General features: G+C 63.2%; 9 protein-coding genes. 3 read left to right on the top strand and 6 right to left on the bottom strand.

From position 1 onward, the window contains the following. Positions 1–82 precede the first annotated feature (82 nt). From J3P90_RS08205 to J3P90_RS08180, 6 genes are all read right to left on the bottom strand, one after another. Complete coding sequence (locus J3P90_RS08205) at positions 83–949, bottom strand: pirin family protein (RefSeq protein WP_434676097.1); 867 nt, start codon at positions 947–949, stop codon at positions 83–85. A 144-nt stretch (positions 950–1093) separates the two neighbouring features. Then, positions 1094–1708, bottom strand: coding sequence for a response regulator (locus J3P90_RS08200; protein WP_420767833.1), 615 nt, complete (start codon positions 1706–1708; stop codon positions 1094–1096). Positions 1709–1821: 113 nt separating this feature from the next. Further along, a complete protein-coding gene (locus J3P90_RS08195) occupies positions 1822–2244 on the bottom strand; it encodes a response regulator (RefSeq protein WP_420767834.1) in 423 nt (140 codons plus the stop codon). 154 nt (positions 2245–2398) lie between these two features. Next, the gene (locus J3P90_RS08190) at positions 2399–5671 is read right to left on the bottom strand and encodes a transporter substrate-binding domain-containing protein (protein WP_434676096.1); all 3273 of its coding nucleotides are present in this window, start codon (positions 5669–5671) and stop codon (positions 2399–2401) included. Between the two features lie 187 nt (positions 5672–5858). Then, positions 5859–7193, bottom strand: a complete 1335-nt coding sequence (locus tag J3P90_RS08185; protein ID WP_434676095.1) for a lysine N(6)-hydroxylase/L-ornithine N(5)-oxygenase family protein — start codon at positions 7191–7193, stop codon at positions 5859–5861. Positions 7194–7338: 145 nt separating this feature from the next. Next, positions 7339–7821, bottom strand: coding sequence for a sigma-70 family RNA polymerase sigma factor (locus tag J3P90_RS08180; protein ID WP_434676094.1), 483 nt, complete (start codon positions 7819–7821; stop codon positions 7339–7341). A 435-nt stretch (positions 7822–8256) separates the two neighbouring features. Between J3P90_RS08180 and J3P90_RS08175 the strand changes: the two genes are divergently transcribed. From J3P90_RS08175 to J3P90_RS08165, 3 genes are read left to right on the top strand one after another with little or no spacing between them, the layout of a single operon-like run. Next, positions 8257–9405, top strand: a complete 1149-nt coding sequence (locus J3P90_RS08175) for an efflux RND transporter periplasmic adaptor subunit (protein WP_434676093.1) — start codon at positions 8257–8259, stop codon at positions 9403–9405. Next, on the top strand, positions 9406–11367 hold the full coding sequence (locus tag J3P90_RS08170; protein WP_434676092.1) for a MacB family efflux pump subunit: 1962 nt from the start codon (positions 9406–9408) through the stop codon (positions 11365–11367). A gap of 10 nt (positions 11368–11377) precedes the next feature. After that, on the top strand, positions 11378–12778 hold the full coding sequence (locus tag J3P90_RS08165) for an efflux transporter outer membrane subunit (protein ID WP_434676091.1): 1401 nt from the start codon (positions 11378–11380) through the stop codon (positions 12776–12778). Positions 12779–12842 lie beyond the last annotated feature (64 nt).

Here is a 12842-nt window from a genome sequence, read left to right as displayed (position 1 = left end):
CAGGAAGGCGATTGGCGAAGATTGGCACAGATTCAAGCGGCTGTAGAGATCACCCCCACAATGGTTTCGCGTTGCTGCTTGACTAGCCATCCATCCGGCCGAAGCGCCCGGAATGGAAATCCTCGAAGGCCCGGTGGATTTCCTGCTCACTGTTCATCACGAACGGACCATGGCCGACGATGGGCTCATCGATCGGCTCGCCACTGAGCAACAGCAGTACCGCGTCGTTGTTGGCTTGCACCCTCAACTGGTCGCCTACCCGATCAAACAGTGCCAGTTGCCCGGCTTCGACCCGTTCGCGGCCGTTGGCCTGGATCGAACCTCGCAGCACGACCAACGCGCTGCTGTGGCCGTCATGCAGGTCCAGGGTCAGCTCTTTCCCGGCGTTCAGTCGGATATCCCAGACGTCGATGGGTGTAAAGGTTTTCGCCGGGCCTTGGTGCCCCTCGAAGCGCCCGGCGATTACCCGCACGCTGCCGGCCGCATCTTCTAGCGTGATGTTCGGAATGTCCTGCTTGAGAAGGGTCTGGTAGCCGGCCGGCGCCATCTTTTCCTTGGCTGGCAGGTTGACCCATAACTGGACCATCTCCATGAAGCCACCCTGCCGGGCGAACGCTTCGGAGTGAAATTCCTCATGGATGATTCCTGAGGCAGCGGTCATCCACTGCACGTCGCCGGGGCCGATCTTGCCGCCACTGCCGGTAGAGTCGCGGTGCTCCAGTTCGCCCTGGTAGACGATGGTCACGGTTTCGAAACCCCGATGAGGATGCTGGCCGACGCCACGGCGCTCGGTGGTGGGCGTGAATTCGCTGGGGCCGGCGTGGTCCAGCAGCAGGAACGGGCTGATGTGCTTGCCCAGGTTGTCGTAGGAAAACAGCGTACGGACCGGGAAGCCGTCGCCAACCCAATGCGGCCTTGGACTGGTATAGAGGCCTATGATTTTTTTCAAGCTGCGTCTCCAAATCAAAGGTTGAGATTCGATGGACACAGCTTAAAACCCATACCAATAACGCACCAGACTGCAAAAACCGGCCTTAGCGTTCTACCTATGGAACGACGATCGACACTGCGAGGGCGAACTCGGTTCTGACGCTCAAAGCTGATTGCGCTTGGCAAATTCCGACAGGCCCACCAGGGAACTCAAGCCGAGCTTTTCCAGCAAACGGGTCTTGTAGGTGCTGACTGTCTTTGGGCTCAGGAACAAAGTCTCGGCGATGTCCTTGCCACGCATGCCCATCGCCAGCATCCGCAGGATGGATAGCTCCCGGGTGGAAAGACTCTCGAGTGCTTTCTGCTCGGAACGTTGTTGAAAGTCCAGCCTGACGGACATCTGCGGAAAATAGGAATAGCCGGACTTCAAGGCGTGGATGGCCTTTATCAGCTCCTTCAGGTCACTTTTCTTGGTCACGAACCCCCTGGCCCCGGCAGAAATGCAGCGGTTGCAGAAATGCTGGGCATCCTGGGAGGTGAACACCAGCACAGCGCAACCGGGAAATTGGCCGGTGATCCAGACAAGCAGGTCCAAGCCATCGAAACCATTCATGACCAGGTCCAGGATCACCACGTCCGGGATATCCTGCTTGATACATGCCCGAGCATCGGCCACGCCGCTGACATCAGTGACCTGGCTGAATCCCTCGTTCTGGCATACAAGCCGCAGCGCCCCCCGGATGACGGGGTGATCGTCCACAATCAATACGTTTTTCAAGGCAACTCCCCGGGGACAATGCAAACGGCGCCGACGCCATGACCGCATCGACGGTGACACAAATGGCTGACCCAGCCACCTGTAAGATCTGACAGTGCGGACTAACGGTGCCGTCAGGTTCCGTGACGCTGTCCAACGGTGCGAGCCCAGGACGGAACCGGTTCGTTGGCCGCTGGATCGACGCTTTTCATCAAGCGCTGCACGGAAATCGCATCGGGCAGTCGGGCGTTGCTTACCTGGAGAAAAGGCTGGCGAGTCGCCGGGGTGCCCTGCTGGGCGTTGTAGATCAAAGCATGACGAACCAGAGGGTTGTCGAGGAAGAATCCGGGCAGGTCCAAGGCGTCATCCGCCACGCTGGCATTGACGATGACCAGGTCGAACGGCTCACAGCCGCAGTCCACCAACGTCAGGAGTTCATGCACGTCGCTCACCGGAGCGATGCGGAAATAGCCTTGGTGATTAAACAGGCGTTCTAGTTGCAGTCGATGATAATGCTCAGGATCGGCAATCATGATGCGTAGAGCTTTATTTGGCATGGCAGGCATTCCAATGGCAACGCGGCAGGTACGAACCGGCTCGGGAACGTTAAGTCGCGTCAGGCTAGAGGAAGGTCTTTAGGCACGCTGTAGGACAAATCTCAAAAACAGGAAGAAAAATCGCCTGTCGACCTGCGGCAGTGTGCGTTTTCTATCAATGCCGGTCGCGCGCAGGGTCGATGGCGCCGGCGTCGCCTTGCGCAATGGGCTTGCTTGTCATGTAAGCCTGGAGCCGCCCAGTCAGGTGCTCCATCACCTCGTGCAACTCATCCGCCGCAGCAGCGAGCGATGACGTTTCGCCCGCGCGGCAGGCGTTTTCCAGTATTTCGCAAGCGGCAATCAAGCGCTGTGCCTGGATCAACCTGGCCCCGCCCTTGATCCGATGCGCCAGATCGGACAGCCCGGACACGTCATGGCGCGAAAATAATGTCTGCAACCGCGCCTTGTCCTGTCCATTGCTGTCGATCAGTTCCAGCAACAGGCCCTGGGTGGAAACCCAGTCGCCGCCGGTCAGTTGTTCCAGGCTGGTCAGGTCGAAGTCTGCGTCAGCAACACGCGGTTCCACCGCACCGTTGGGCACGACCGATGCCAGACGCGCGTTCAATTGGTTCAAGCCGATGGGTTTGAACAGACAGTCGTCCATTCCCGCCGCAAGGCAACGGGCCTTTTCCTCGGGCTGGGCATTGGCCGTGAAGCCGAGAATCGTGGTCGGCGCCAGGCCTCGGTCCCGCTCGTCGTCGCGAATGGCGCGGGCCAATTCATAACCGCTCATCCGCGGCATGTTGCAATCGGTGATGACGGCGTCGAACTGCCCGGCGCGCCACGCCCGCAACCCCTCGGCACCGTCCTCGGCCTCCCGCAGCCGGTGGCCCAGGTAGTTTATTTGCTGGACCAGCAACAACCGGTTGGCCGGGTAATCATCGACCACCAGGATGTTCAACGGCCGTGCGGGCATCACCGGCTCGGTCTGCACCACCGGCGCTTCGCCCACCGTTTCAGGCAATGGCAACTCCAGGCGGATCTCGACCTGCGTACCCTGTCCCGGCACGCTATCGAGCAGCAATGTGCCGCCCATCATGCCGCATAAGGTTCGGCTGATGACCAGCCCCAACCCCGAACCGCTGCGCGCCGCCTGGGTGCTGTCGCCGACTTGAGCGAAGGGGCTGAACAAGCGTTGCTGGTCGTGGACTGAAATTCCGCGGCCGGTGTCTTCGACCCGCAGACGGATGGCCAGGCGCTGCCCTCCCTTTCCCGGTTCGGCTCGCAGCACCAGGCGCACGTGGCCCTGCTCGGTGAACTTGATGGCATTGCTCAGCAAGTTCGAGAGCACCTGCTTGAAGCGCATCGGGTCGATCAATACGTCCTGATTGCTCGCCGCGTCCACATCCAGTCGCAGGTTCAATTGTTTTTGCCGGGCCAGGCCCTCGAACATCCTCGCCACGGCCTCGACCATCGTGCGCAGGTTGGCGCGCTCAGGTGTCAGCGACAGCCGCCCCGACTCAATGCGGGCGATGTCGAGAATGTCGCCGATCAAATCCAACAAGCCTTGGGCGGCGCTCGACGCGACTTCAAGGGCGGCCCGGTCCATGACGCCTTGCTCGGCTTTTTTCAGCGCCATTTCCAGCATGCCGATCACGGCGTTCATCGGCGTGCGGATTTCGTGGCTCATGGTCGCCAGGAACGTGGTCTTGGCCCGGTTGGCATCATCGGCGCTGGCCTTGGCCACGCGCAATTGCTCGAGCAGGCGCCGCAGGTAGACAACCCAGCCCAATGCCAGCAGCAACAGCAGCGCGGCGATGGCGAAACCCTGGACAATCGCGGTGCGATGGCGCAGCCAGTAGCTGTCATCGATTACCACTTCACTGCGCCAACGGTTGGTCAGCTCATCCATTTCCTCGGGGGAAATACTCAGCAGCGCCTTGTCCAGGATCGAATAGAGCTGCGCTGCGTCATGACTGGTCGCCAGCGCGACGCGGGCGGGCACCGTGCCGACGGTGCTGGTGACTTGCAGCTTCTCGCGGTACTGGCGAGAAATCATGTAGCGAGCGCTGATCAGCGAACTGATCGCGCCGTCCGCCGCGCCTGTGGCGACCATGGACATGGCCTCGGCCAGGTTCTGCGCCGGCACCAACTGCACCGTGGGAAACTGCTCCAGCAGGTATTCGCGCAGCATGTTCCCGCGCACCAGCGCCAGCCGTTTGCCGGCCATCCGATCCATCGTCAGCGAGTCATTCGCCTTGACCGGCACCACCAGCACGAAGGGGTTCGTCAGGTACGGACGGGTAAAGCGCAACTCGTCTTCGAGTTCCGCGCTGGGAATCGCGGTTGCCAGAACGTCGGCCTTGCCGCTGGTGATCCTGCCGACCAGGTCATCCACCGAATCGCCATGCTGGACGTCGAATTTCAGGCCGGTGCGCAAGCTGATCCTGGCCAGCACATCGGCCCCGATGCCGCGGAGTTGGCCGTGCTCATCGAAAAACGTCAACGGCAGGAAATTTTCGCTGACAGCCACCTTGATTCGCGGATGGGCATCGAGCCAGCGCTGTTCATTCACACTGAAATGCAACGCCTGCTGGCCCGGCACGCTTGCCCCGCCGGCATTCCAACGCCGCAGGATGCCCATGCGTTCGCCGATGGGGATGGCCTGTAACGCGGCATTGACGATGCGCAACAGCTGCTTGTTGCCACGACTGACCGCGAAGGCGAACGGTTGCACTTCCATGCGGGAAAGATCCACCAGCTGGACATTGTTCAGGTAGTTCTTGCTGATCAGGTAGTGGGCGCTGATCGAATCCCCCAGGTAGACGTCGGCCTGGCCGAACGCCACGGCGCCGATGGCGCTCAAGGTCGAGGGAAACAACTGCAAAGTGGCGTCGGGATAAAAAGCCTCGACCTTGTCCGGGGGCAAGTAGTGATACAGCATCGCCACCCGTTTGCCCGCCAGGTCCGCGGGCAGTTCGTCGCCGGCATCGACCCTGGCCACCAGCGTAGGAATGTCATCGGCATAGGCCTGGGACATCGCCAGCCCCGGATCGCTGGCCTCGAAGCCATTGGCGGTGCCGAGCATATCGATTTCCCCGCTGCGCAGGGCCTGGAGCGATGCATCCCGCGAGGCGTACCGCTGCACCCGCACCTCGACGTGCAACAACTGCCCCATCAACCGGGCGTAGTCAGCGGTCAAGCCTTCGTAATCGTTGCCATTGCCGGTGATGCTGAACGGCGGATAATCCGGTGCCGAGGTGCCCAGCAGCAACGTGCCCTTGCGCCGCAGCCAGGCCCAGTCGGCTTCGTCCAGGCTCACCGAATAATCGCTCACAGTGGATCGTCCGAGCACCTGCAGCGACTCGGGTTTAGCGCCCACCTGTGGCGCCATACAGGATAGACCCAGCCATATCGCCGCCAGGCCCGTGCGCAGCAACAGCATCATTCGATCAGGTTTCGCTTGGCGAAATCGGCCCGGAACGCTACTTCAGCGACCGGCTGATCGGTTCGGACTGCCAATGCGAGGGAACAGCGAACCGTTTACGTTCCTCCCGGGGCTACCGAGAGGGACGTAAGATGAGTGTAGGAAGTTTCTCAAGAATTTCCTGAGGAATGTGCAAGCTCGGTGAGACTTAAGCCGTGGCCAGCTTCAGGTCTCGCACCGAATGCCCCTGGCCACGATGCCTTGCGTGCTCATAGAGCGAGCCGGCGATCTCATCGGCGCGCACCGGCAGGATCGAAAGCAATGTGTCGCTCAGGCCATGGCTGGCCTGGCAGAAGCCCTGCATATAGATCGCGGCCTTGCAGCGCTCATCGGTGATCAGCTTGTAGTTGCGATCCACCTCGAAATCCCCCAGGTATTGCGCCAGCGGCTCCAGCAAGGTGCGATGCATCTGGCGTTCGTAGCCGGTGGCGAGCACCACCGCGTCATAGCAGCGTACCGTCAGCTCGCCGGTGGCGTTGTTGCGCACCGCCAGCTCCACGCCCGCGTCGGTGGCCGTGGCTTTCTCAATGGTGGTGAGGGTGCGGAACGCATGACGGGCGATGCCAGAGACTTTCTGGCGGTAAAAAATCCCGTAGATGCGTTCGATCAAATCGATGTCCACCACCGAATAGTTGGTGTTGTGGTACTCGTTGACCAGGCGCTCGCGCTCGCTGTGGGGTTGCTGGAACACCAGGTCGGTGAACTCCGGCGAGAACACTTCGTTGACGAACGGGCTGTCATCCGCCGGCTTGAGGGCCGAGCCCCGCAGAATCATGTCGACCTGCACCGACGGGAAGCTGTCGTTGAGGTCGATGAAAGCCTCCGCCGCGCTCTGTCCGCCGCCGATGATGGCGACCTTCATCGGCTGACCGCTCACGCAGGCCTGGTTCGCCATGCGCGCCAGGTACTGCGAATGATGAAATACCCGGGCGTCGTTCTGGAACGACTTGAACGCATCGGGGATGCGCGGCGTGCCACCGGCACTGACCACCAAAGAGCGCGTGGCGCGCACCAGCTCTTCGCCCTGGGCACCGCGGGAAATCACCCGCAGTGCTTCGACCTGCTGGTCATGCAGCACCGGCTCGATGCGCAGCACTTCTTCGCCATAGCGGCTCTGCTCGGTGAAGTGCCCGGCCACCCAGCGCAGGTAGTCGTTGAACTCCATGCGGCACGGATAGAAGGTGCCAAGGTTGATGAAATCCACCAGGCGGCCGTGGTGCTTGAGGTAGTTGACGAACGAGTACGGGCTGGTGGGATTGCGCAGGGTCACCAGGTCCTTGAGGAAGGAAATCTGCAGTTCGCTCTGGGTCACCAGGGTGTTGCCGTGCCAACGATAATCGGCCTGTTTGTCGAGGAACAGCACGTCCAGTTCACCCTGGACCGGCCCTCGTTCCTGTAGCGCGATGGCCAGCGCCAGGTTCGAAGGGCCGAAGCCAATGCCGATCAAGTCGTGAACGATGGGCGATGCAATTGCCTGTGTCATGTCCAGTGTCCTCTGGAAAAGTCCCTCAACAGGGCGCGGAAAGCCTGGGGAACCGGCCGGCATTTCAAGCGCCGGCGAGTCGTCTGTTGAGTGGAACGAGGACAATGAAAAAAAATTTACCGCCTTGCGACCGGCGAGGGACGAATCAGGTCGCGTCCCACTGCCGCACACGAACGCGGCAATGCTTCATGGCGTTGACGATGTGTTTCTCCACCAACGCCCTGGAAATGCCCAGGCGCTCGGCGATTTGCGGGTGGGACAGGCCTTCGAGCTTGCGCAGCAGAAAGCTCTCGCGGCACATCGGTGGCAGCTCGGCCAGGGCGCGTTGCAGCATGTCCAGGCGCTGGCCATGGTCGAGGCTGGTGTGGGGCGATGGCGTGAAGAAGCGTTCTTCACTGTCCAGGACATCGAGGGACTCGACCTGGCGCAAGGTGTTGCGCCGATGCCCGTCGATCACCAGGTTCAACGCGGTGCGATAAAGGAACGCACGGGGTTGCTCGATGGGCGTATCGCTGACGCGCTCCAGCACCCGCACATAAGCGTCATGCACCACGTCTTCGGCCGCCTGGCGGTTGCCTAGCCTGGCGTTCAGGAAACACACCAGTTCGCGATAGTAGTTTTCCAACATGACTCCCGTGCGCAATGACTGCGCCAGCTATCCCTGTGCCACCCCGGCATGCCTGAAACGGACATGGCACGATGGTGGCAGATTCAATTGCGTAATTTATAGTAATTCTCATATAGATTTAAAGCTTTGGTTTGTATCGGGGCTCAATCGTTCAGGTCATCGGGCATCGGAACCCGCATTTGTGGCGAGGTAGCTTGCTCCCGCTGGCCTGAGCAGCAGGCCCAGGGCAGGCGACACATTTCAGGGGGAGAACTCAGGTTTTTGGCCGCTTCGCGGCCCAGCGGGAGCAAGCTCCCTCGCCACGGGGTGGGTGTCGTTCAAGCGCTACCAGGTGTTCCCCTCGTTAAATTCCCGCCCACAACGCTCGTTTACCAGAACAGCCACCCGTCCCGGCCTTCCGTGCGATGGGCCCGATATCACCGGCCGGAACCCTGCATGAAACGTCCCCGCCCTACCCGACGCGCCTGGCTTCTCACCTTCGCCCTGCTTCCGGCCGTGGCTTTCGCTGCGTGGCAAGTGGTTGTGCCGGACCGCGCGCCGCTCGACACCGTCCCGGTCACCCGTGGCGACATCGAAAACAGCGTAACGGCCCTGGGCACCTTGCAGCCCCGGCGCTACGTGGACGTCGGCGCCCAGGCGTCCGGGCAGATCCAGAAGATCCACGTCGAAGCCGGCGACGAAGTGACTGAAGGCCAGCTACTGGTGGAAATCGACCCCTCCACGCAAAAAGCCAGGCTCGACGCCGGGCGATTTTCCATCGAGAACCTCAAGGCCCAGCTTCAGGAACAGCGCGCCCAGCACGACCTGGCGCAGCAGAAATTCCGTCGCCAGCAACAGCTCAAGGCCGGCGGCGCCACCCGCGAAGAAGATGTGCAGACTGCCCAGGCCGAGGTGCGCGCGACCCAGGCGCGCATCGACATGTTTCAGGCCCAGATCCGCCAGGCCCAGGCCAGCCTGCGCAGCGACGAGGCGGAACTGGGCTATACGCGCATTTATGCGCCCATGGGCGGCACCGTGGTCGCGGTCGGCGCCCGGGAAGGTCAGACCCTCAACGCCCAGCAGCAGACGCCGTTGATCCTGCGCATCGCCCGGTTGTCGCCGATGACGGTCTGGGCCGAAGTCTCGGAAGCCGACATCGGCCACGTCAAGCCGGGCATGACCGCGTATTTCACCACCCTGGCCGGCGGCAGTCGCCGCTGGAGCAGCACCGTTCGCCAGATCCTTCCCGTGCCGCCGCGCCCATTGGAAGCCAGCCAGGGCGGCAGCCCCACTGGCGGCCGCAGCGGCAGCGAGCGGGTGGTGCTCTATACCGTGCTACTCGACGTGGACAACGCCGACCGCGCCTTGATGGCCGACATGACCGCACAAGTGTTTTTTGTCGCCGCCCAGGCCAAGGACGTGCTGACCGTGCCCATCGCCGCCTTGCAAGAGGCCGACCAGGTACGCGTGCTCGCCGACAATGGTGATGTCCAGCCGCGCACCGTCCGTACGGGCGTCAGCGATCGCCTGCGCACCCAGGTCCTCGACGGCTTGAGCGAAGGCGAGCGCGTGCTGATCGGCCCATCCAGCGCAAGCGGAGGCTGAGTGGACACGCCCCTGATCGAACTGCGGGACATTCGCAAGGCCTATGGCGGCGGCGACAGCCCCCGGGTGGAAGTGCTGCGCGGCATCGACCTGTCCATTCATGCCGGTGAGTTCCTGGCGATTGTCGGGGCGTCCGGCTCCGGCAAATCGACCTTGATGAACATCCTCGGCTGCCTCGACCGTCCTACCAGTGGCGAGTACCGCTTCGCCGGCGAAGACGTCGCCGGCCTGGGCAGCGACGAACTGGCCTGGCTGCGGCGCGAAGCATTTGGCTTCGTGTTCCAGGGCTACCATTTGATTGCTTCCGGCACCGCCCAGGAAAACGTCGAGATGCCCGCAATCTATGCCGGCACCTCCGCCGCCGAGCGCCACGCCCGGGCCAGCGCCCTGCTCGACCGCCTCGGCCTGGCCAGCCGCACCGGCAACCGCCCCCATCAACTCTCCGGCGGGCAGCAGCAACGAGTGTCGATTGCCCGGGCCTTGATGAACGGCGGCCACATCATCCTCGCCGACGAGCCCACCGGCGCCCTCGACAGCCAGAGCGGGATTGAGGTGATGGCGTTGCTCGACGAACTGGCGAGCCAGGGGCACGTGGTGATCCTGATCACCCACGATCGTGAAGTGGCGGCCCGGGCCAATCGCATCATCGAGATCCGCGACGGTTTGATCATCAGCGACACCGCTACGGCCGCACCGCAGGCCAATCCGAACGCCTTGCACGCCGTGGACCTGCGCCAACGCCTGAGTGCCGGCAGCGAACACAACGGCGCCTGGAAAGGCGAGCTGGTGGACGCGGTGCAGGCCGCGTGGCGGGTGATGTGGATCAATCGCTTTCGCACCGCCCTGACCCTACTCGGCATCGTCATCGGCGTGGCCTCGGTGGTGGTCATGCTGGCCGTGGGCGAAGGCAGCAAGCGCCAGGTCATGGCCCAGATGGGCGCCTTCGGCTCGAACATCATCTACCTCAACGGCACGGCCCCCAACCCGCGGGCCGCCAAGGGCATCATCAGCGAACAGGACATTGCCGCCCTCGCTGCCCTGCCCGAAGTGCAACGCATCATGCCGGTCAACGGCAAGAACGCCAGCGTGCGGTTCGGCAACCTCGACCACACCAGCTACGTGGGCGGCAACGACACCCACTTCCCGATCATCTTCAATTGGCCAGTGGCCGAGGGCGCCTACTTTAGCGACGCCGATGAACGAGGCGCCGCGGCAGTGGCGGTGATCGGCCACAAGGTCCGGCAAAAACTGCTCAAGGACGTCGCCGACCCCATCGGCCGTTACATCCTGATCGAGAACGTGCCGTTCCAGGTGGTCGGCGTACTCGCGGAAAAAGGCGCCAGCTCCGGGGATTCGGATGCCGACAATCGCATCGCCATCCCTTATTCCGCCGCCAGCGTTCGGCTGTTCGGCACCCGTCATCCCGAGTACGTGGTGATCGCCGCCCGGGATGCGGGCAAGGTCAAGGAGGCCGAGCAGGCGGTCTCCCGTACCCTGTCGCGCCTGCACGACGGCAAGCGGGATTTCGAGCTGACCAACAACGCCGCGATGATCCAGGCCGAAGCTCGCACCCAAGGCACGCTGTCTTTGATGCTTGGGGCCATTGCGGCGATTTCGCTGTTGGTGGGTGGCATTGGCGTGATGAACATCATGCTCATGACCGTGCGCGAACGGACCCGGGAGATCGGCATCCGCATGGCCACCGGCGCCCGCCAGCGGGACATCCTGCGCCAGTTTCTCACCGAAGCGGTGATGCTCTCGGTGGTCGGCGGGCTGGCCGGTATCGGCCTGGCCCTGCTGATGGGCGGCGGCCTGCTGCTGGGCAAGATCGCCGTGGCCTTCGAATGGCTGGCGGTGTTCGGCGCCTTCGGCTGCGCCCTGGTCACCGGCGTCGTCTTCGGTTTCATGCCCGCCCGCAAGGCCGCCCGCCTCGACCCGGTCGCGGCCCTCACCAGTGAATGAACCCCTCCTTATGAAAGCGCACCTGACTCTCCTGGCCGCCAGCCTGATGCTGGTGGCCTGCGCCACGCCGGTGTCGGCACCGGACAGCGGCATCCAACCGCCCGCAGCCTGGCAGAGCCTCGATACGCCCGGTGTCCGAGCGGATAACCAACAATGGTGGACGCAGTTCGCCAGCCCGTCATTGAACCGCTTGATCGAACAGGCGCGTCGGGACAGCCACGACCTGGCCGCCGCGATGGCTCGGGTTCGCCAGGCCCAGGCCAGCGCGGTGATCGCCGGGGCGCCGTTGCTGCCGGAAATCACCGCCGGGCTCAACGGCAATCGCCAGCAATTGCTGCGGGGCCAGGGCTATAGCCAGTTGGACGTGGATCGGGACAACCGCACCATCGATTACTACGACGCCAACCTCAGCGCCACTTATGAGCTGGATTTCTGGGGCGGTAAACGGGCGGCCCGGGACAGTGCGCTGAGCACGCTGTCGGCCAGCCAATCCGACCGCGCGACCGTGGAGCTGACCCTGCTCAGCGGCGTCGCCAACAGCTACACCCAGGCGTTGTCCCTGCGCGAGCAACAGCGCATCGCCGAATTGAACTTGGGCAACGCCCGCAGTGTGCTGGACCTGGTGCAGACTCGCTACGACGCGGGCAGCGCCACGGCCCTGGAACTGTCTCAACAAAAGAGCCTGGTGGCGGCCCAGGAACGCCGCCTGCCGCAAGTGCAGCAACAGGCCCGCGAGGCGTTGATCACCCTCGCGGCATTGTTGGGCGAACCGGTGCAATCGCTGCAACTCGACGATGAACCATTCGACGCATTGCGCTGGCCCGCCATCGATGCCGGCGTGCCCAGCGATCTGCTGCTGCGCCGCCCCGACATCGCCGCCGCCGAAGCGCGCCTTGCCGCCGCCCAGGCCGACATCACTGTCGCCCGCGCCGCCATGCTGCCCTCCGCCACCCTCGGCCTGAGCCTGGCCACCGGCGCCGACATCGCCGACCAGTTGCTGCGCAACAACGTCTACAACCTCGGCGCCGGGCTGGCCGCGCCAATCTTCAACAATGGTCGCCTGAAGGCTGAGCGAGCCCGGGCTACCGCGCGCCAGGAAGAACTGCTGGAGGCCTACCGCGCCGCCATCATCAACGGCTTCGCCGACGTCGAAAAAGCCCTGAACGGCATCCACGGCCTGGACCGCCAACGGCAATGGCAAAGCGAAGAACTGCACCAGGCCCAGACTGCCTTCGACATTGCCCAACGCCGCTACCAGGCCGGCGCTGAAGATTTACTCACGGTACTGGAAACCCAACGTACCCTCTTCGCCGCCCAGGACATGAACGTGCAGTTGCGACTGGCGCGGGTGCAGGCGAGCGTGGCGTTGTACAAGGCGTTGGGTGGGGGTTGGCGGGTGAAGCAGATCTGAAGAGGAGCACCATCGTGGCGAGGGAGCTTGCTCCCGCTGGGCTGCGCAGCAGCCCCAGAACCAG

Source organism: Pseudomonas sp. D3-10 (assembly GCF_051132175.1).
Taxonomy (GTDB): domain Bacteria; phylum Pseudomonadota; class Gammaproteobacteria; order Pseudomonadales; family Pseudomonadaceae; genus Aquipseudomonas.
Note: the sequence above shows the minus strand (reverse complement) of the source record. Positions and strands in the feature narration are given on the sequence as shown.

What these genes read in the sequence shown, in the direction of transcription:
- J3P90_RS08195 (WP_420767834.1), bottom strand. Translation starts at nt 2,244, where the DNA reads ATGCCAAATAAAGCTCTACGCATCATGATTGCCGATCCTGAGCATTAT.
- J3P90_RS08175 (WP_434676093.1), top strand. Translation starts at nt 8,257, where the DNA reads ATGAAACGTCCCCGCCCTACCCGACGCGCCTGGCTTCTCACCTTCGCC.
- J3P90_RS08165 (WP_434676091.1), top strand. Translation starts at nt 11,378, where the DNA reads ATGAAAGCGCACCTGACTCTCCTGGCCGCCAGCCTGATGCTGGTGGCC.
- J3P90_RS08190 (WP_434676096.1), bottom strand. Translation starts at nt 5,671, where the DNA reads ATGATGCTGTTGCTGCGCACGGGCCTGGCGGCGATATGGCTGGGTCTA.
- J3P90_RS08180 (WP_434676094.1), bottom strand. Translation starts at nt 7,821, where the DNA reads ATGTTGGAAAACTACTATCGCGAACTGGTGTGTTTCCTGAACGCCAGG.
- J3P90_RS08185 (WP_434676095.1), bottom strand. Translation starts at nt 7,193, where the DNA reads ATGACACAGGCAATTGCATCGCCCATCGTTCACGACTTGATCGGCATT.